Here is an 18,849-nt window from a genome sequence, read left to right as displayed (position 1 = left end):
TACGACAAAAAAGGGTACGTTGACCCTTTAGTTATATCGATTCATGAGCGCGATCCATTCCGTGTCCACAAAATCAGTCGCGGCGGACACCGCTTGATCGAGCGTATCATTCAATTCTGGCATATCTTCTTTTCGGTAGTTCATCAGTACCCAATCGACGACTTTAATCGGATGCGGCGGACGACCGATCCCGAGTTTCAGACGTTTGAAGTCTTGGGTGCCCAGATGCTGAATCAGTGACTTGATGCCGTTATGCCCTCCGGCACTGCCTTTCGGACGGAATCGTAGTTTCCCCGGCACCATGTCTAAGTCATCATAAATGACGAGTAAGTCATCGATTTCAATCTTATAGTAATCTAAAATCGGACGAACCGACTCTCCTGACAGATTCATGTAGGTGAGCGGTTTGACGAGGACGACACGTTCTCCATTGATTCTTCCCGTTCCGATTACTGCTTTAAACTTGGCTTCATCGAGTTGAATCCCATGTTTATCAGCTAAGCGATCAATCGCTAAAAATCCAACGTTGTGACGGGTCATCTCATATTTTTTGCCTGGATTCCCGAGGCCGACGATACATTTCATCTTATTCCTCCTGAACAAAAAAGCCCAAAGGCGAACGCCTTCGGGCCTCGTTTTTTTAATCGAACAGCGTGCTCACCGATTTGTGCTCGTGGACACGCATGATCGCTTCCCCAAGCAAACGGGCAACCGACATCTGCTTGATTTTGCTCGAACATTCGCGACCTTCTAAATCGATCGTGTTCAAAACGACGAGTTCTTTGATTGACGAATTGTCAATCCGTTCCATCGCAGGTCCAGATAAAACCGGGTGTGTACACGAGGCGTACACTTCTTTTGCTCCCGCTTGAACGATGGCATCCGCTGCGAGCGTGATCGTTCCAGCTGTATCGATGATGTCATCGATCAAGATGGCCGTCTTGCCTTCGACGCTGCCAACGATGTTCATGACTTCCGCCACGTTCGCCTCTGGACGACGCTTATCGATGATGGCGATTGGTGCCTTCAAACGTTCCGCGAGCTTACGGGCACGCGTGACGCCACCGTGGTCTGGTGAAACGACAACAATGTCTTTCGCTTTGAATTCTTCTGTCTCGAAATACGTCGAGATGAGTGGAACACCTAACAATTGATCTACTGGGATATTGAAGAAACCTTGGATTTGAGCAGCGTGCAAGTCCATCGTGATCAAACGTGTCGCGCCTGCGACCGTCAACAGATCAGCGACGAGTTTCGCTGTGATTGGCTCACGTGAGCGCGCCTTCCGGTCTTGGCGAGCATAACCGTAGTAAGGCATGACCACGTTGATTGTCCGGACTGAAGCCCGCTTCAACGCATCGATCATGACGAGTAACTCCATAAGCGTCTCGTTCACCGGTGAGCTTGTCGATTGAATAATGTACACATCATCGCCTCGTACGCTCTCCTCGATGTTGATGTAAAGTTCTCCGTCGCTAAACCGCTTCACTTGGCAATCGCTGAGCGGGATGCCAATTTCTTTGGCAATCTCTTCGGCGAGTGGGCGGTTTGAGTTTAAGCTAAATAGGCGAATTTCACGTTCATATACAGTAGACATGTTTAGGATTCTCCTCCATCGTTTTCCATAATAATAGGCAGCAACTTATCGTTTCGTGTAACCTTCTTTGTTCGTTTGGCGCTCGCGAGCAATCGCAAGTGCCTCTTCTGGCACATCATCTGTAATGGTCGAACCAGCTGCAACAATCGAACCTTTCCCGACTTTCACTGGAGCAATCAAGTTGACGTTACATCCGACGAAAGCATCGGCTTCGACGACCGTTTCAAACTTGTTTTTGCCATCATAGTTGACCGTGATGGATCCACAGCCGAGGTTGACGCGTTCCCCGATCGAAGCATCTCCGATATAGCTGAGATGTGATGCTTTTGCACCGTCCCCGAACGTCGATTTTTTGATTTCCACGAAGTTACCGACGCGCGTGTTGGCGCCGAGCACTGCTTGTTGACGAAGATGGGCGAACGGTCCGACCTGTGCCCCACTTCCGACACGGCTATCACTGACGACCGACTGACGAACAATCGCTCCGTCTTCGATGACGCTATTACGAATATCTGAGTTTGGACCAATCACACATTCTGAACCGATGACCGTCTTCCCGAGAATGACCGTCCCTGGATAGATGATCGTATCCGAGCCGATGACCGCATCCGGTGAGATGTACGTCGAAGCAGGATCCATGAACGTCACACCGTCTCGCATAAGGCGTTCATTCGTCCGCTTGCGCATGACCGCTTCAGCTTGTGAGAGGGCGACCCGGTCGTTGACCCCGATCGTTTCATCGAATGTTGGCGCCGTATGTGCTGCCACGACTTCGCCTGCTTCTTTTGCGATTGAGATGACGTCCGGCAAATAGTACTCGCCTTGAGCGTTATTGTTTCCGACTTGTTTCAAGGCATCGAACAAGAGCTCGTTATCAAACACGTACGTTCCGGTGTTGATTTCTTGAATTTGTAGCTCAGTGTCAGACGCATCTTTATGCTCGACAACTTTTGTGACGTTCCCGTCTTCGCCACGAATGACGCGACCATATCCTGTCGCATCGTCAGCGATGGCTGTCAATACAGTCACTTTTGCTTGTTGAGCTTCATGATGAGCCAACAGCGCCTCGAGCGTTTCCGCTGTCAACAGTGGCGTATCCCCGCAAACGACAAGTGTCGCGCCGGGCTTACCGGCGAGTTCGCCTTCTGCCATCTGCACGGCATGGCCTGTACCGAGTTGTTCTTCTTGGACCGCATACTCCACGCGTGAGCCCAACGTCTCTTGTACCGCTTCAGCCCCATGGCCGACGATGACGATTTGACGACTGACCCCGATTTTGTCGAGTTGATCGACGACGTGTTCGACCATCGGTTTTCCGAGGACCGGATGAAGCACTTTATAGAGTTTCGACTTCATGCGCGTTCCTTTACCTGCTGCCAAAATGACTGCAAAACGATCCATTCTTGATTCGCTCCTATCTCATATCGACTGTAATGTACTCAACCGTTCGGTTTTTTCTGCATTCAAACCTTTATTTACACCGTATCTACTATATCGAAACCGTGACATGGTTTCAACAGTTGTAACCATTCGTAACCAATGAAACGTAAAAAGGCAGCGGAAGGGTCCCCATCCGCTGTCAAAAATTACTCATTCATGGCATTGTGCCGTACTCGCGTCTCGGCGATGGCGATGTCCTCTCGGTCATATGCCTCTAAAACAGCCGCCTCGACTTTTTGACGCATATCTCCATTGATCGGGTGAGCAATGTCGCGAAAAATCCCCTCTGGCGTTCGCTTGCTCGGCATCGCTACGAAAAGACCGGTACTTCCTTCAATGATTCGAAGGTCATGTACGACAAATTCATGGTCAAGTGTAATGGAGGCGAGTGCCTTCATTCTACCTTCCGTCGCGACTTTGCGAATTTTTACGTCTGTGATCTGCATGTTTCGCATCCCCTTTTCATCGTTGTCTAGACCATGGTGTACTTTCTAAAAGGCTGAGATGATTCCAAGCGAACTGGTGTGACTTCGTACGAATCTTATACCCTTTCATCATAAAACGAAATCAAATTTTTGCCAATCACTTTAAGAACTGTTCGACGTTTCCGCGCGAAATCGTGACGAGCCCTTCATCTGAATCGACGTTCGTCAATTTCATCAAACTGACGTATTCGCTCACCATCTTCTTCTCGGCGCCTTCCGCTTCCATGAGAACACCGACACCCGCAAGATTCGCCTCGAATTCGTTCAAGAGACTCATCATCCCGCGAATCGTACCACCGGCTTTCATAAAGTCATCAATCAATAGGACGTTCGCGCCACGAGGCAGACTGCGACGAGCGAGCGCCATCGTACGAATCGCCTTTGATGAGCCCGAGACGTAGTTGATGCTGACCGTTGAGCCTTCGGTGACACGACTATCAGAGCGAACGATGACGAATGGGACACCAAGTTGCTCAGCAACAGCATAAGCGAGCGGAATCCCTTTTGTCGCGATCGTCATGACGACATCGACTTTTCGATCGGCGAACACGGATGCAAAGACTTGCCCCATCGGCTTCACTTGACTTGGGTTCCCAAGGACATCTGTCAAATAGAGGTACCCTCCCGGAAGCAGGCGTTCCGGTTTCGACAACTGTTCACACAAGCCATCGATCATCGAGAGCGACTTTTCCTTGCTCCATCCTGGAATGAACATGACACCTCCGGCTGCTCCTGGCACTGTGACAAGTTTTCCGGTACCATCATGCGAAAGCATTTCACTGACGATGACCAAATCTTCACTGATCGATGACTTAGCTGCTTTATAACGACTCGAAAACATCGATAATGAGACAAGCTGGTGTGGATGGTCCAGCAAATAACGGGTCATATCGACAAGACGACCACTTCTACGAATTTTCATACGGATTCCCCTTCACTTCTTCAATAATAGACGAATGTTCTAAACAGAATATATCACTCTCATTCGTCTTTGTTCAATGTTTTTTGCCGAGAATCCGAACGACGAACACTTCAGGACAAAATCCTTTCAGACCATTATAGACACGATGTGCTTTTTGCTCGTGTTCAATCAATGCGAACACCGTCGGCCCACTGCCACTCATGAGCACCCCATCCGCCCCGCAGTGGAGCATCGTCTCTTTGATTTGGCGAACTTCCGGATGAAGTTCGAGCGTGACCGCCTCGAGGGCGTTCCCGAGATGTGAACAGATGCCCTCGAAATCACGATCCCGAATCGCCATGACCATCGCCTCGGTGTTCGGATGGACAATCTTCTCCATCTGCACGGCACGATAGACGTCAGCAGTCGACACGCCGATTTTCGGCTTCGCCAATACGACGTAGCACGGCGGCGGTGATGGAATCGTCTCTAACTGTTCGCCGCGACCGCGCGCGATCGCAGTTCCTCCCATGACACAAAACGATACGTCCGATCCAACGGCGGCCCCGAGTTCGGCCAACTCTTCTAACGAAAGGCCGAGGTCGAACAGTTCGTTCATCCCCCGAAGTGTAGCCGCCGCGTCGCTCGAGCCGCCGGCTAATCCTGCCGCGACCGGGATTTGCTTGTCTAATACAATTTCGACGCCTTGTTTGATGTTGAATCGCTTCCGTAACAGCTCAGCCGCACGGTAAGCTAAATTTCGATGGTCGTTCGGCACATAGGCATGCTCGGACTGGATCCGAATCTCATCCGTATCGAGCACGGTCAATTCCAACCGGTCCGATAAGTCTACTGTCGTCATTACCATTTCCACTTCATGATAGCCGTCTGTCCGCTTCCCAAGGACATCGAGCGTCAAGTTGATTTTTGCCGGCGCTTTCACACTGATCGTGCGCATATCGTTCACCCTTCCCATGTATCTCCTGTTCGCCATTGTACCGTAAACGAGCGCACAAAAAAAGAAGCAGCTGCCAATGCATCCGCCCCTCATTTATCGATCAATTACTGAATTCAATTTTAACTGTATCCGTTAGGACATCAGCGTAGCTATATGAGACACGTTCCACGTTATGGTGGTCTTCATCCAATTTGACGACGAACACCGCGGGATACGTCTCAACGAGCGTTCCAAACCGAGTAACGACTTTCTTACGACCGCCGTTTGCTTTCAACGTCAATCGTTCTCCAACATGCGATTCGAGTTTCTGTCTGATTTCTTGCAACGTCTTTGGCATACGCTTCACCTCACTGTTACAAGTATAACACATTCAAAAAAGAAAATAAAGATTAATATTATATCGATTCGTTATCCGGTCGTCAACTGTTTTTAAGTGGTAAAATTGTGTCAGCTAACCGTGCAAACTCCTCAAGCGAAAGCGTTTCGCCTCGCCGTTTCGGATCGATTCCGGCTTCACCTAAAAACTGTTCAATTTCCATTTTTTTGTCTTTCCCAAGATGATTCGTCAAGTTATTTAGAATGGTTTTTCGACGTTGTGCGAAACTGGCCCGGGCAAGTTCGAAGAAGAAGGCTTCATCTTTCACATCAACGGCCGGCTTTGGACGCATTTTCAATGTGATGACCGCTGAATCGACGTTCGGTGCCGGCATGAACACACTTTTCGGGACGATAAAGCTCACATTCGCCTCTGCGTAATACTGAATCGCAATCGAGAGCGAACCGTACGCTTTCGTCCCCGGCTTCGCTCCGATTCGCTCGGCCACTTCTTTTTGAATCATCATGACGAGGGAGCGGAATTTAACCTGACTCTCGAGTAACCGCATGATGATTGGCGTCGTCACATAGTATGGCAAGTTCGCCACAACTGAAATGTCTTCGATTCCTTGGTTAAAAAACTCACGTTCCACGATACTTTGAATATCGAGTTCAAGTGCATCGCCGTGAATGACGTGCACATGTGGATAGGGCGACATCGTATCTTCCAGAATCGGAAGCAGGCGTTGGTCGATCTCAAGGGCGACGACTTTCTTAGCCCGCTTGGCAGACTGTTCCGTCAACGACCCGATGCCCGGACCGATTTCGAGCACCCCGCTCGCCTCACCTAACTCAGCCGCATCCACGATTTTGTTCAAAATATTTAAGTCGATTAAAAAATTTTGTCCGAGCGACTTTTTGAAAGAGAAGCCGTGACGTTCTAAAATTGATTTCGTGCGTTGGATGGTTGCAATGTCTTTCAATGATTTTCCTCCTCTAACTGAGCCAATGCCCGTTCCCATTCTTCAATCGTGACCCGTAACGCCTCCACGCGCTTTACAAACTGTTTGGCATTCGGTTCACCGATGCGGAGTAACACGCCAAGCCGTTTACGACGCCGAGCTGCATCCGCCCCGCCAATCAAATCGGCTTCGAGTACCATCTGACGGGTGACGAGCGGCATGTCGGTCTCGACTCGCTGTTCATACACCGCTTCGAGCACACGACGAATCGTTGCCGGCGACGCATGTTCAACACCGATTTTGCCGCGTTTATCTTTCGCTTCGGCCCGCGGCAAATAAGCATGCTTACATCCTTTAACCTGCTCCTCGACAATGGCCCGGATTCGGTCACCTGGATAGTCTGGGTCCGTCAAAATGATGACGCCGCGCGTTTCTTGGGCGCGTTTGATTCGTTCAATCGTCTGTTTCGAGACGGCAGACCCATTCGTTTCAATCGTATCGACGTCATATACTTCTTGAAGCCGCGTCGTGTCATCTCGTCCTTCGACGACAATCACTTCTTGTATCTTTTCACCCATCATCATTTCCTTCTTTCTCTTCTTGCTTCGGGATGACCCAAATCGTGAGCGGTTTACGTCCAAACGTCACCGCTTCTTCTTTCGTGTCCATCATCACATCAATCTTATGCCCTTTGATCGCACTGCCCGTATCTAAGGCAATCGCCATGCCAAATCCTTCGACATACACACGTGTGCCAAGGGGAATAACAGCTGGATCGACAGCAATGATTCGCATCCCTTCATACAAGATCGTTTCCGTTACATCATAACCGCTGCGGGTCAGTACCCTGCCGTCAAATGTGACCGTGTCTTCCGCATTGTTCGTATACGCCGTCGCTTCGACAAGAAGTTGTTTCGCGGAGGTGAAATCCAGAGCATCCTCGGCTCGAGGCGTCTCTTCGATTTTAATCTCCGCCTCTTCTCGAAACGGGCTCGACGGTTCGAGTGTGGCTGTCGTCTCTTGATTCGTTACCGGTTCCGTCTCCGGGTCGGCCACGACTTTCGTCCCACGTTTAATGATTTGTGGACGTACAGTCTGTAATACGTCAACGCTCGTTTCGGTCCGATTTGTAATTGTACCATTTTCCACTGTTAGTGCATACCGCGTCCGTTCGAGTCCCGGGATGCCGACTTGTACGACTTCGGTCTCTCCAATTTCGAGCGTGTCGTCCTCTTCCATGACGATTTCAAACGGGATCAGACGACTTTCATATTGTACGACGTCTCGACTCACGTTGACGGTGATGGTCATGCCCTCACGTACCGGTGTCGTTAGCGCCGGGACGACCGTATCTTGGTCAGAAATCGTGACATTCGCTTCTTGTAGCGCCTGTTCGACAGTTTGAGCCATCGTATACAAGGTGTTTGCCTCGTCCCCGACAATGACATCGAGGGCGACGACAGGCTGGTAACGAATTGTCATCCCTGATGTGACCGGTGCACGTATGCCCGGATACACATCGTCCCCTTCACGCACACTTACTCCATAGCGAAGTAATACGTCTTCGACGGTGCGTTCGCGCGTTTCGATCGTCTCAACTTGCCCGTAACCGATTTGAAGCGATACGGTGCGGGCCCGCTCAATCTGAATCACTCGATCCATCGGGATGTCGGCACTTAAGGCGGGCGTCACCACATCCGCCTCGTCAATGACAATACCGGTCTCTTCAAGCACCTCTAATACCGACTCGCCGCGACTCTCGTACACGGTCGTCACACCGTCGTCCACGATGGTGATCGGTTCAGGCTGCATCGCCATATACGCGAACACCGCCGTCGCTACGACACCAATACTCAATATGATGCGCCTGAACATCATGGGAGACGAAATAGACGCTTCGCATTGGCTGTCGTTGCTTCAGCGAGCGCATCATAGGACATGTCGCGCAATGATGCAATCTCTTCGGCGACATATGTGACGTAAGCTGGTTCGTTCCGCTTACCTCGGAACGGTGTCGGCGTTAAATACGGACAGTCCGTCTCGACAAGGAGACGATCGAGCGGCACTTGTTGCGCCACCGCCTTCGGGACTTTCGCATTTTTAAACGTCACCGGTCCTCCGAGCGAGATGTAGAAGTTTAGACGCAGACAGCGTTCCAACAGTTCGACAGACATGCTGTAACTATGGAACACACCACCGACCGCTTCGGCGTGTTCTTCCTCTAAAATATCGAGCACGTCGGCTGTCGCTTCCCGATTATGAATCACAATCGGCATGTTCGTCCGCTTCGCGATGGCGATTTGCTGACGGAATACGCGTTGTTGGACCTCTTTCTCCGATTTGTCCCAATGGTAATCAAGTCCGATTTCTCCAAGCGCCATCACTTTCGGATGGGCCATTAACGTCTCGATTCTCTGCAAATCAGCATCCGTACAATCGACGGCATCGACCGGGTGCCATCCAACGATGGCGTAAATATCCTCATACGTTTCCGCGAGTTCGATTGCCCGCGTGATGGTCGGATTATCGAATCCGACGACGAGCATCGGGGAAACGCCCGCAGCACGAGCCCGCTTGATTGTCGCTTCGACGTCCTCATTGAATTGCTCGGCATTGATATGGGTATGCGTATCAATCAACATGATGCTTCCTCCTTCTATAGACAAAGAGGGAGACCGAAGTCTCCCCCAAACGATTATTTGACGATGGCCCCGTTCGGCATATTCTCAGATACGGTCGCAAGTTCAAGCTTTCCGTCTTTATCTGCCGCTAAAATCATCCCTTGTGACAACTCGCCACGCAGTTTGACCGGCTTCAAGTTGGCGACGACGATGACTTTCTTCCCGACCAAATCTTCCGGCGCATACCATTCAGCGATGCCTGAGACGATTTGGCGCGTCTCCCCGCCAAGGTCGACTTGAAGTTTCAACAATTTCTTCGCCTTCTTGATTTTGTCGGCTTCGATGATTTGACCGACACGGAACTCGACTTGGTCAAAGACGTCGATTGTGATTTCTGGACGTACGTCCTCATCTTCGATATCGCCTTCCACTTCCTCTTCTTCAATGCGTGCTTTCGATGCTTGACGCATCATCTCTTGAATCGCATCGATTTCTTCCTTCACGTCACGACGTGGGAAAATCGGCGTTCCGTCAGTGACAGTCGCTCCGTCGAAAGCCGCGAACGTATCGAGCGTTTCCCATGACATGTCTTTTCCTTCAAGCCCGAGCTGGCGGAACATCTCTTTTGGCGCCCGTGTCATGAACGGCTGAATCATGATCGCCACGTGACGAAGTACGCCGGCAAGGTGGGTCATCACCGATGCCAGTTCATTCCGTTTCGCTTCGTCCTTCGCAAGGACCCACGGTTGCGTCTCGTCGATGTATTTATTGGCACGGCTGACGAGTTGCCAAATACTTGTGAGCGCGACTGAAAACTCCATGTGCTCCATGGCAGCTTCCGTCTTCTCTGTCGTCTCCTTGACGACTTGAAGCAGCGAGGCATCGAACTCCGTCACATTGCCCGTATAGGCAGGGATCTCGCCATCGAAATACTTCTTAATCATCGCCACGGTCCGGTTGAGCAGGTTTCCGAGGTCGTTCGCGAGGTCAAAGTTCAAGCGATCCACAAACGCTTCCGGTGTGAACGTTCCATCTGCTCCAAACGGAACTTCACGAAGAAGATAGTAACGGAGCGAATCGAGTCCGTAGCGGTCGATGAGTGGAATCGGGTCGACGACGTTGCCTTTTGATTTCGACATTTTGCCATCTTTCATGAGCAACCATCCATGCGCGAAAACTTGTTTCGGCAACGGGAGGTCAAGCGCCATGAGGAGTGCCGGCCAAATAATCGTATGGAAACGGACGATTTCTTTCCCAACCAAATGGACGTCGGCTGGCCAATAACGGTTGAACAACTCGTCGTTGTCCGACCCGTATCCGAGGGCAGAGATATAGTTCGTGAGGGCATCGACCCACACGTACACGACGTGCTTCGGATTCGACGGCACTTGGACACCCCAATCAAACGTCGTCCGTGAAACGGCCAAGTCTTGAAGGCCTGGCTTCAAGAAGTTATTGATCATCTCGGTTTTACGCGATTCCGGTAAGATGAAATCGGGATGTGATTCGAAGTACTCAATCAAACGATCCGCGTATTTGCTGAGGCGGAAGAAGTAACATTCTTCACGTACGAGCTCGACCGGGTGACCGCTGTCCGGGCTCTTGCCGTCGATGAGCTGAGACTCTGTATAATACGTCTCATCAGGAATCGAGTACCAGCCTTCGTATTCACCAAGATAAATATCATCATTCTTCAGAAGCGTCTCAAATACGTGCTCGACGACGGCCTTATGGCGCGCATCCGTTGTACGGATATAGTCGTCATATGAGATTTCAAGACGGTCCCACAACACTTTGATGTCTTTGACGACTTCATCCACGAACGCTTGCGGTGTCACACCTGCTTCTTTCGCTTTTTCTTGAATCTTTTGACCGTGCTCATCTGTCCCGGTCAAATAGCGAACGTCAAATCCTTTCAGACGTTTATAGCGCGCAATCGCATCGCCGGCCACCGTCGTATAAGCGTGACCAATGTGTAGTTTAGCACTCGGATAATAAATCGGAGTCGTAATATAAAAAGTAGGCTTCGCCATTGTATGTTCTCCATCCTTTCGACATTTGCAATTTCCATTATACACGGTTCGACAAAAGAATTTCCAAACCAATTGTTTGGAATTATTTTGTTATTCCCTCATTAAAAATGTTCCAGATAAACCCTTTCTTTGTTTCAGGTCCTAACTTTCGGGGAATTTTAGGTATATATCACTCTTACATCGTCATTTTTCGAAAATGTAGATTTCCAATAGTAAGCAGTTGACTACAATTGGAAAGTTTAGTATGCTTTTTGCTGTAGTAACATTGTCGAATTTTGACGACTCATGTCACCAAGAGATTTCGACACCATTGGAGGAGGAAACACAAAATGAAATCTACAGGTATCGTACGGAAAGTTGATGAGCTCGGTCGTGTCGTTATTCCAATCGAATTACGCCGCACACTCGGGATCGCTGAGAAAGACGCTCTTGAAATCTACGTCGACAACGAACAAATCGTATTGAAAAAATATAAACCGAATATGACTTGTCAAGTGACGGGCGAAGTATCGGACGACAACTTCAAGTTGGCAGACGGTAAATTGATCCTTTCACCAGAAGGCGCGCAACGCGTTCTCGTCGAGTTGAAAAACATGCTCGAAAACTACTACAGCGAAGAGTAAGCAAGGGATTCCTTGCTTACTCTTTTTTGTCCACTTGATGATAGGCATCGTAAACCTCGCTGCGCGACAGACCTCGTTCTTTAGCGGCTTGTTTAATGGCCGCGTTCGGTTTCAATCCGTCCTCGATATAACGATCGACGTGCTCGAGCGGCGATAACGCCTCCCACCAGTCGTGTGTCGGTGCCGCTTCCGTCGAGCCAGCCACCATGACGACGAACTCACCACGTACTTCGCCTTCACACCAGACTAGCGCTTCTTCTACCGTCCCACGTAAAAACTCTTCAAACGTTTTCGTCAACTCGCGTCCGAGAACGATTTGCCGATTGCCGAACACGTCCTGGATCCCGGTTAACATCTCTTTCAACCGATGCGGCGCCTCATAAAAAATGATGGTGCCCGGCTCGTATTGCAACGACGTCAATATGTCGAGACGTTCTTTCTTTTTACGCGGTAAAAAGCCGTAGTACAAGAACCGCTCGGTCGCAAGACCTGAAGCGACAAGCGCCGTGAGCGCTGCGTTCGCACCCGGTAGGACGACGACGGGGAGCTTCGCCGAGATGGCCAACCGCACGAGATCACTCCCGGGGTCCGAAATACCCGGCATGCCAGCGTCTGAGACGATGGCAATCGACTTACCTGCCTCGATGTCTTCAATCAGGCGTGGTCCGCTCACGTGCTTGTTGTGCTCGTGATAGCTGACCAGCTTCGTTTCGATTCCAAAATGACGGCACAGTTTCATCGTTTGCCGCGTGTCTTCGGCTGCAATCAAATCCACTTCCCCTAGAATTCGAACCGCTCGGTACGTCATATCTTCTAAATTTCCGATTGGCGTCGGCACAACGTAGAGCGTGGGTCCGTCAGTCTGATAACTTTTTTGTGAGTTCATTACTCGTCCCCTCCATCAATTGCTGTTTTTGAGCCCGAGTGAGTTGTTTGATGGACCATTCATACTGCATGGCCGCACGCTTCGTCTCGAACGACTTGACGTACCGTAACGTCACTGGGAGACGGGCTCGCGTGTATTTCGCACCTTTTCCTGCGTTATGCGTCTCCATCCGTTTTTCCACATTTGTCGTATACCCGGTGTAATACGTGCCATCCTGACACTCAAGGATGTACGCGTAGTGTTTACGCATCGAGGATTGCCTGCATGTCACTCGTGTACGTATCATCTTCCTCATAAACGACAAACGGAGGTAAGATTGTGAGCCCTGCTTTTCCATCTTTTGACCCCTCTATTAACAATGTGTTCGCGTCTCGACCTTGTTTTGGGTAAACGAGTTGCATTCGCTTCGGTTCGATCCGATACGCCCGCATGAGCGTTATAATATCGAGCAGTCGCTCTGGCCGATGGACGAAGGCTACCTTCCCACCCGGCTTAACGAGCTGGCTGGCTGAACGGATACAGTCTTCTAACGTGCAGAGCACTTCATGACGCGCAATCGTATGGTGCTCATTTTGATTACGGAGTGATGTCTCGTTCGCCAAAAAGTAAGGCGGGTTACACGTGACGACGTCATACCGGGCATGCCCTAATACGCTTGCCGCATGTTTCACATCCCCTTCAACGATATGAAGCCTGTCGTCTAGATCATTGACGCCAATGCTCCGGTTCGCCATATCGACGAGACGAGGCTGGATTTCAACGCCCGTGACCGTCCCTTTCGTCCGATACGATAAAAAGAGTGGAATCGCTCCCGTGCCGGCGCACAAATCAACGAGCTTCCCTTTTTGAATCGGAACCCACACAAATTCGGCGAGCAGCACCGCATCCAATGAAAATGAAAACACATCATCACTTTGAATGATTTTTCCGGGACGTCCCAACAGATCATCAAGACGTTCCCCTTGTTTTACAGTCACGCCATTTCCCTCCTACATAACGTACAAAGGCGACGGACGGGTGTATGCCCGTCTATCGCCCCTTTATTAATGTTTATTTAGCATTGACATGCAGAACAGACAATCTCCATCTTTTCTGACTTGTCCATAGTGCAGGTTGCAGATATGAAACCCTTCTTGATATAATGCCGCCAAATTGTTTTGTCCTTTTCCGGACAAGGCAATTTGAGGATCGCCGTCGGGTGTATCGACTTCTGCGAGTTGCTCCACTTTTTCGCGCAAATGATGGTTTTCGAGATACATGTGTTGGTTTTCTTCGAGCAAGTAGGCGAGTTGCTCTTTGAGCACCCCTAAATGCTCCGTCAACAATTGCATCTGTTGCTCGATCGCGTCGACCCGCATCATGACTTCCTTTTTATCCATTCTTTCCACTGCTCAGCACCCCATCACTGTTTCAACGGTTTTCGTTTGACTGCACCGACTTCAACGAGTTCGTCGATTGTATACGTCACAACACGGGTTCGATCATTCAATTCGACTTGAATCAACTGATCCAAGATGTTGAGACCGATGACACGTCCGTCACCTTCTGGAATTTTGATTCGTTTTCCGACGTCTGGCAAATCCCGCTTCAATTCTTCATACGTATCATTCTCGTATTTCAGACAGCACATGAGACGACCACATACACCGGAGATCTTATTCGGGTTCAAGGATAGATTCTGATCCTTAGCCATCTTAATGGATACCGGTTCAAATTCCCCTAAGAACGAGGAGCAACACAACACACGACCACAAGGTCCGATTCCGCTCAAGAGTTTGGCTTCATCTCGAACTCCGATTTGACGAAGTTCGATGCGAGTCCGAAACACACTCGCCAAATCTTTGACAAGCTCACGGAAGTCAACACGGCCTTCTGCCGTGAAATAAAAGATGACTTTATTACGATCAAATGTATACTCAACATCTACTAACTTCATCTCAAGTCGATGTTCACGAATTTTTTCTTCACAGACGGCGTGAGCGTCAAAAGCAGCCAATCGATTGTCTCGCACGATTTCGGCATCTTTTGAATCAGCGACACGAAGGATTGTCTTTAGCGGTAAAACCACTTCGTCTTCACCAAGTTGTTTACCAACTTGGACGATTTCACCGTATTCGATGCCTCGTACCGTCTCTACGATGACATGGTCCCCACGTTCAAGCGTTGCTTCGCCTGGTGAAAAGTAATAGATTTTTCCCGCTTCTTTAAAACGGACTCCAACTACTTCAAGCACGCTCTCCTATCCTTTCTGCAAATCGAACGTTAACCGTTCGAACGTTAATTGAGGATTGACGTTTGCCTCTAGTCGTCGAATCGCCTCATGGACATACTCAATGGCATGGACGATTTTATGCACCGGACGATCTTTAACAAACGCGATATAAAGCGCTTGTTCTTTCGTAAATAACTCCGGGACATAATCTGTTCGTACTTTGAAATGGAGCGCTTGCTCCAACCAGTTTTCGAACAGCTCGAGACCAACTCGCAACTCGTTCCGCCCTTTGAAATGGCCAAGCCATTTTTCCTGGGCGAATAAAAGTAATTCCTGCGGGCGTTTTGTCAATACTTCAACTAATTGTACCACTAGCCCGTACGCCTGTACAAACCAGTCGTTGTGAAGCGCCTCACGCGCATCTTCCCATTTCGGATACGTCTGTAAGGCAAGACGTGCCAAATCGCTTGTACACTGCGCTTCCGTTACTAACGTTTCTACGAGTCGCTCCCGATCAATCGGACGGAACACTAAATGCTGAGCTCGCGAACGGATTGTCGGCAAAAGGAGTTGTGGCTGGGTTGTTACTAAAATTGCTAGTTTCCCCACACCAGGCTCTTCAAAGAACTTCAATAGGCTGTTGGCGGCCTGTGGGGTCATTTTATGGGCTTGGTGAATGACATACACTTGACGGTCACCTTCTGCACCACGTAAAGACAAGTCACTCAATAGCTGTTGCACCTGTTCTTTCTTGATACTGGCCCCATCCGGTTCGACTTCCATGTAGTCGACAAGGTTTCCCGAATCCATCCGTCTACAGTTTCGGCAGCTACCACAAGGCTCTACCCCATCTGGCGACTCACAAAAAAGAGACTTCGCAAATAGTTGCGCCGTTTCAATCAAATAAGGTTCATAGTCACCAGAGAAAATATAAGCGTGACCGACCTTTTGAGCAACAATCGAGTTTTCAATTACTTTCGCAATAACTGTTTGAGTTTTCGTCAATTCTTGAAAGCTCATATTCGTGACCGTTCCCATTAAAACTGATGGAATCCTTCAATCGGCAAGACAAACACAGTCGCTCCGCCAACTTGGACTTCTACAGGATACGGAATATATGAATCGGCGTGACCACCCATCGGTGAAATCGGCGTAATCATTTGATCCCGGCTCGAGCAATTCGATTTAATTAGCGCAAGGAGGTCATCTAATCGTTCTTTCGGTACACCAATCATAAACGTGGTGTTTCCTTCTTTCAAAAAGCCACCCGTCGTAGCTAATTTCGTAGCGCGGAAATCTTCTTCAATCAAAGCATCTGACAAGCGTGCACTATCCTTATCATGTACAATCGCGATTACCATCTTCATTATTGCATCACTCCTCTTTCATTTAATCGTTCTAACGTAATATCTAACACTTCATCCTGAATCATTTCAATCGTGGCACTAGCATCGATGCGAACCATTCGTTCCGGATGTTGTTCTAATAATTTTTGAAATCCTTCATATACGCGTTGGTGGAAGGACTCGTCACGGCTCTCAATCCGATCCAATTGACCTCTCTCTTTCATGCGATGACTCGCTTGATCAGGGGTCAAATCAAAGAGGAACGTCAAGTCAGGTTTGATCCCGGCTGTTGCCCACTCGTTTAATGACAAAATTTGCGACAAGTCATATTGGAGTCCGTATCCTTGATAAGCAACCGAGGCGTCGACAAATCGATCACATACGACAATCGCTCCGCGGTGGAGAGCCGGTCGAATCACTTGGTCGACATTTTGGGCTCGGGATGCGGCATAGAGCATCATTTCGACGCGTGGTGTCATCTCATCATGTTCTGGCGAGAGTAAGACTTCTCGGATGCTATTTCCGACTTTCGTTCCTCCTGGCTCACGGGTGACGACCACTTCGTATCCTTGCTCAGTCAACGACTGAACTAACAATTGGAGCTGTGTTGTTTTCCCAGAACCATCTGGTCCTTCCACAGTAATAAACATACCTTTCACGCTTAAAACTCCTCTACGATAACTTCAATTTGTTTCATCATAACATGTCTACTTGCCTGCAGGTTCCGTCCTAATGAAATCCATTCATTCAAAACTCTTATTTTCTCATGAGTGATGACTTCCCCTCTTAGAATCCAAGGAATTCCCGGGGGGTATGGAATAACGGTCTCCGCAGCAACATGTCCAATCGCTTGCTCAAACGAGAGACGGACAATGTCGGCGTCATCCGATATAGCATGCAACAGTGATACGCGTTCGGTCATCGGATAAGGAAAAATTGTCTCATCTTCGACGATGAGCGGAACGTGCTGCGATGCATTTTTAATCAGTTTGACCCAATGGTGAATCTCTTGGCTGTTTAATTCCCTTAACGGCAAACAGAATAACACGTGATCTTCTGCAGCCAGTTCTACGTCAATCCCAATCGATGCTAAGTGTTGGCTAAACACGAGACCATTTTTCGGATATGTTAAAACAGTCATCTTCGTGAAGTCATCGCCCACTTTGATAGAAAACCCAGCTCGTCTCATTTCCATGATGAACGCGAAATGGCTAGTTTGAATATGCGCCCAATCTTGATCACTTAAATTTTCGAGATACTCCCTCGCATAATCAAGAGAGGCCATAATCAAGTAAGATGGACTAGACGTTTGAAACGACGAAAGTGCATGAAACAAACGCTTTTCATCAATTTCTTCTTTGTAGTGAATCCATGCGCCCATCGTGAGAGCCGGCAGCGTTTTATGAGCTGATTGTACGACGGCACTAGCCCCTTCAAAAATGGCCGATCGCTTTGGAAATGTAGGGTGAATCAAATGAGCGCCATGTGCTTCATCTACTAATAGAGGAATGCTCAACGAACGCAAATACGCACTAATTTGCGGAATATTTGCCATGTCTCCGTAATAGGTAGGGGATGTTAGAAGGAGAGCTTTTCCTCCTGGGTACTGCGTGATGGCGTCTTGAATTGTTTCCAATGCGACAACAGTAGGCAAGCTACTTCCTCTATCTAATTCGGGTGTGAGTAAAATCGGCTCTAGACCGAGCCACTCAATGGCGTTCCAAACCGATTTGTGAGAATTTCGTTGTACATATACTCGCTCTCCACGCTTTACGGTTGCTGCTAACAAACTCCAGTTTCCTGAAGTAGATCCATTTACTAACCATTTACTTTTGCTCTGATAAAGGGAGCCTAACGCCTTTTCACCTTCTAGGATAATCCCTTCCGCATGATGTAAATCATCCAAGTGCCCAAGTTCTGTTAAGTCATATGGCATAATTTTGTGAAAAACAGTAGGAAGCCTCTCATCTCTCACCGTTCCATTGTGATGACCAGGTACATGGAAAGAGACACGTCCTTCTCGCACATGTTGCTCCAGCGTTTCCATAAATGTAAAAGGATTATGTTTAGGTTTCCGAGTCATATAGGCACCCTTCCAATCTGAAATAAATGCGACTTAACTATACAAAAAGAGACGACCAAGCGGATGCTTGATCGTCTTTCGCGTTGGCCTGGCAACGTCCTATCCTCACAGGGGGAGACCCCCAACTACTTTCGGCGCTGAAGCGCTTAACTTCCGTGTTCGGCATGGGAACGGGTGTGGCCGCTTCGCTATCGCCACCAGACAAAAGAATATTAACCTCGCCCTGAGGGCGTGTCAATTCATTTCAGGGTTGTTCCCTGAAAACTGAAGACTCATCAATTCATACAAACCATTAGACTAGATCAAAGCCTCGACCGATTAGTATCATTCAGCTCCACACGTCGCCGTGCTTCCACCCATGACCTATCTACCTCATCGTCTCTGAGG

The 18,849-nt window shown here is 49.0% G+C and carries 22 protein-coding genes and 2 rRNA genes; 1 reads left to right on the top strand and 23 read right to left on the bottom strand.

From position 1 onward, the window contains the following. Nucleotides 1-27: 27 nt before the first annotated feature. From pth to metG, 12 genes are all read right to left on the bottom strand, one after another. On the bottom strand, nt 28-585 hold the full coding sequence (gene pth, locus EVJ33_RS14160) for an aminoacyl-tRNA hydrolase (protein ID WP_131438096.1): 558 nt from the start codon (nt 583-585) through the stop codon (nt 28-30). 55 nt (nt 586-640) lie between these two features. Next, entirely contained in the window at nt 641-1,597 is a 957-nt protein-coding gene (locus EVJ33_RS14155; protein WP_029594403.1) for a ribose-phosphate diphosphokinase, read from the bottom strand. A gap of 45 nt (nt 1,598-1,642) precedes the next feature. Further along, complete coding sequence (gene glmU, locus EVJ33_RS14150) at nt 1,643-2,998, bottom strand: bifunctional UDP-N-acetylglucosamine diphosphorylase/glucosamine-1-phosphate N-acetyltransferase GlmU (RefSeq protein ID WP_131438095.1); 1,356 nt, start codon at nt 2,996-2,998, stop codon at nt 1,643-1,645. A gap of 185 nt (nt 2,999-3,183) precedes the next feature. Then, nucleotides 3,184-3,483, bottom strand: coding sequence for a septation regulator SpoVG (gene spoVG / locus EVJ33_RS14145; protein WP_131438094.1), 300 nt, complete (start codon nt 3,481-3,483; stop codon nt 3,184-3,186). A gap of 136 nt (nt 3,484-3,619) precedes the next feature. Then, on the bottom strand, nt 3,620-4,444 hold the full coding sequence (gene purR, locus EVJ33_RS14140) for a pur operon repressor (RefSeq protein WP_131438092.1): 825 nt from the start codon (nt 4,442-4,444) through the stop codon (nt 3,620-3,622). A gap of 73 nt (nt 4,445-4,517) precedes the next feature. Then, a complete protein-coding gene (ispE, locus tag EVJ33_RS14135; RefSeq protein WP_201739721.1) occupies nt 4,518-5,381 on the bottom strand; it encodes a 4-(cytidine 5'-diphospho)-2-C-methyl-D-erythritol kinase in 864 nt (287 codons plus the stop codon). A 100-nt stretch (nt 5,382-5,481) separates the two neighbouring features. Then, nucleotides 5,482-5,718: a Veg family protein gene (locus EVJ33_RS14130; RefSeq protein ID WP_021065751.1), complete on the bottom strand. Its 237-nt coding sequence runs from the start codon at nt 5,716-5,718 to the stop codon at nt 5,482-5,484. An 82-nt stretch (nt 5,719-5,800) separates the two neighbouring features. Beyond that, nucleotides 5,801-6,679 (bottom strand): 16S rRNA (adenine(1518)-N(6)/adenine(1519)-N(6))-dimethyltransferase RsmA, encoded by an 879-nt coding sequence (gene rsmA / locus EVJ33_RS14125; RefSeq protein ID WP_131438089.1) that lies wholly within the window; start codon nt 6,677-6,679, stop codon nt 5,801-5,803. Then, a complete protein-coding gene (gene rnmV / locus EVJ33_RS14120) occupies nt 6,676-7,236 on the bottom strand; it encodes a ribonuclease M5 (RefSeq protein WP_131438088.1) in 561 nt (186 codons plus the stop codon). The genes rsmA and rnmV overlap by 4 nt, the downstream gene beginning before the upstream one ends. Then, nucleotides 7,229-8,515 carry a 3D domain-containing protein gene (locus tag EVJ33_RS14115; protein ID WP_236634644.1) on the bottom strand — a complete coding sequence of 429 codons (1,287 nt, stop codon included), beginning with the start codon at nt 8,513-8,515 and terminating at the stop codon, nt 7,229-7,231. The genes rnmV and EVJ33_RS14115 overlap by 8 nt, the downstream gene beginning before the upstream one ends. A gap of 17 nt (nt 8,516-8,532) precedes the next feature. Further along, nucleotides 8,533-9,300, bottom strand: coding sequence for a TatD family hydrolase (locus tag EVJ33_RS14110; RefSeq protein ID WP_131438084.1), 768 nt, complete (start codon nt 9,298-9,300; stop codon nt 8,533-8,535). Between the two features lie 53 nt (nt 9,301-9,353). Beyond that, nucleotides 9,354-11,312, bottom strand: a complete 1,959-nt coding sequence (metG, locus tag EVJ33_RS14105; RefSeq protein WP_131438082.1) for a methionine--tRNA ligase — start codon at nt 11,310-11,312, stop codon at nt 9,354-9,356. Between the two features lie 329 nt (nt 11,313-11,641). Between metG and EVJ33_RS14100 the strand changes: the two genes are divergently transcribed. Further along, a complete protein-coding gene (locus EVJ33_RS14100) occupies nt 11,642-11,935 on the top strand; it encodes a transition state genes transcriptional regulator AbrB (RefSeq protein WP_024372343.1) in 294 nt (97 codons plus the stop codon). Nucleotides 11,936-11,951: 16 nt separating this feature from the next. Here EVJ33_RS14100 and rsmI read toward each other — a convergent pair whose 3' ends face one another. The 11 genes from rsmI to EVJ33_RS14045 all read right to left on the bottom strand — a co-directional run. Continuing rightward, nucleotides 11,952-12,821, bottom strand: a complete 870-nt coding sequence (rsmI, locus tag EVJ33_RS14095) for a 16S rRNA (cytidine(1402)-2'-O)-methyltransferase (protein WP_131438080.1) — start codon at nt 12,819-12,821, stop codon at nt 11,952-11,954. Further along, a complete protein-coding gene (locus tag EVJ33_RS14090; RefSeq protein WP_131438078.1) occupies nt 12,793-13,071 on the bottom strand; it encodes a GIY-YIG nuclease family protein in 279 nt (92 codons plus the stop codon). Before EVJ33_RS14090 ends, rsmI begins: the two co-directional genes overlap by 29 nt. Beyond that, nucleotides 13,064-13,798: a tRNA1(Val) (adenine(37)-N6)-methyltransferase gene (locus EVJ33_RS14085; RefSeq protein ID WP_131438076.1), complete on the bottom strand. Its 735-nt coding sequence runs from the start codon at nt 13,796-13,798 to the stop codon at nt 13,064-13,066. The genes EVJ33_RS14090 and EVJ33_RS14085 overlap by 8 nt, the downstream gene beginning before the upstream one ends. 66 nt (nt 13,799-13,864) lie before the next feature. Further along, nucleotides 13,865-14,200 carry a DNA replication initiation control protein YabA gene (yabA, locus tag EVJ33_RS14080; RefSeq protein ID WP_131438074.1) on the bottom strand — a complete coding sequence of 112 codons (336 nt, stop codon included), beginning with the start codon at nt 14,198-14,200 and terminating at the stop codon, nt 13,865-13,867. A 23-nt stretch (nt 14,201-14,223) separates the two neighbouring features. Then, on the bottom strand, nt 14,224-15,054 hold the full coding sequence (locus EVJ33_RS14075) for a PSP1 domain-containing protein (RefSeq protein ID WP_131438072.1): 831 nt from the start codon (nt 15,052-15,054) through the stop codon (nt 14,224-14,226). A 6-nt stretch (nt 15,055-15,060) separates the two neighbouring features. Beyond that, a complete protein-coding gene (locus EVJ33_RS14070) occupies nt 15,061-16,038 on the bottom strand; it encodes a DNA polymerase III subunit delta' (RefSeq protein ID WP_236634643.1) in 978 nt (325 codons plus the stop codon). A 32-nt stretch (nt 16,039-16,070) separates the two neighbouring features. Continuing rightward, complete coding sequence (locus tag EVJ33_RS14065; protein ID WP_029594397.1) at nt 16,071-16,400, bottom strand: cyclic-di-AMP receptor; 330 nt, start codon at nt 16,398-16,400, stop codon at nt 16,071-16,073. Continuing rightward, nucleotides 16,400-17,038 carry a dTMP kinase gene (tmk, locus tag EVJ33_RS14060; protein WP_131438068.1) on the bottom strand — a complete coding sequence of 213 codons (639 nt, stop codon included), beginning with the start codon at nt 17,036-17,038 and terminating at the stop codon, nt 16,400-16,402. Before tmk ends, EVJ33_RS14065 begins: the two co-directional genes overlap by 1 nt. Before the next feature lie 2 nt (nt 17,039-17,040). Continuing rightward, nucleotides 17,041-18,462, bottom strand: a complete 1,422-nt coding sequence (locus EVJ33_RS14055; protein WP_236634642.1) for an aminotransferase class I/II-fold pyridoxal phosphate-dependent enzyme — start codon at nt 18,460-18,462, stop codon at nt 17,041-17,043. Between the two features lie 86 nt (nt 18,463-18,548). Continuing rightward, nucleotides 18,549-18,664, bottom strand: a 5S ribosomal RNA gene (gene rrf, locus EVJ33_RS14050). Between the two features lie 96 nt (nt 18,665-18,760). Further along, nucleotides 18,761-18,849: ribosomal RNA gene (locus EVJ33_RS14045) — 23S ribosomal RNA — on the bottom strand; the annotation flags it as partial.

Origin of the sequence: Exiguobacterium sp. SL-10 (assembly GCF_004337025.1) — a bacterium.
Taxonomy (GTDB): Bacteria; Bacillota; Bacilli; order Exiguobacteriales; family Exiguobacteriaceae; genus Exiguobacterium.
This window is presented reverse-complemented; position numbering and strand designations above follow the sequence as displayed.

Coding starts and splice junctions, on each gene's coding strand:
- EVJ33_RS14100 (WP_024372343.1), top strand. CDS start 11,642: ATGAAATCTACAGGTATCGTACGGAAAGTTGATGAGCTCGGTCGTGTC.
- EVJ33_RS14110 (WP_131438084.1), bottom strand. CDS start 9,300: ATGTTGATTGATACGCATACCCATATCAATGCCGAGCAATTCAATGAG.
- glmU (WP_131438095.1), bottom strand. CDS start 2,998: ATGGATCGTTTTGCAGTCATTTTGGCAGCAGGTAAAGGAACGCGCATG.
- EVJ33_RS14130 (WP_021065751.1), bottom strand. CDS start 5,718: ATGCCAAAGACGTTGCAAGAAATCAGACAGAAACTCGAATCGCATGTT.
- rsmI (WP_131438080.1), bottom strand. CDS start 12,821: ATGAACTCACAAAAAAGTTATCAGACTGACGGACCCACGCTCTACGTT.
- metG (WP_131438082.1), bottom strand. CDS start 11,312: ATGGCGAAGCCTACTTTTTATATTACGACTCCGATTTATTATCCGAGT.
- EVJ33_RS14090 (WP_131438078.1), bottom strand. CDS start 13,071: ATGCGTAAACACTACGCGTACATCCTTGAGTGTCAGGATGGCACGTAT.
- purR (WP_131438092.1), bottom strand. CDS start 4,444: ATGAAAATTCGTAGAAGTGGTCGTCTTGTCGATATGACCCGTTATTTG.
- pth (WP_131438096.1), bottom strand. CDS start 585: ATGAAATGTATCGTCGGCCTCGGGAATCCAGGCAAAAAATATGAGATG.
- EVJ33_RS14155 (WP_029594403.1), bottom strand. CDS start 1,597: ATGTCTACTGTATATGAACGTGAAATTCGCCTATTTAGCTTAAACTCA.
- EVJ33_RS14055 (WP_236634642.1), bottom strand. CDS start 18,462: ATGACTCGGAAACCTAAACATAATCCTTTTACATTTATGGAAACGCTG.
- rnmV (WP_131438088.1), bottom strand. CDS start 7,236: ATGGGTGAAAAGATACAAGAAGTGATTGTCGTCGAAGGACGAGATGAC.
- spoVG (WP_131438094.1), bottom strand. CDS start 3,483: ATGCAGATCACAGACGTAAAAATTCGCAAAGTCGCGACGGAAGGTAGA.
- EVJ33_RS14065 (WP_029594397.1), bottom strand. CDS start 16,400: ATGAAGATGGTAATCGCGATTGTACATGATAAGGATAGTGCACGCTTG.
- ispE (WP_201739721.1), bottom strand. CDS start 5,381: ATGCGCACGATCAGTGTGAAAGCGCCGGCAAAAATCAACTTGACGCTC.
- yabA (WP_131438074.1), bottom strand. CDS start 14,200: ATGGATAAAAAGGAAGTCATGATGCGGGTCGACGCGATCGAGCAACAG.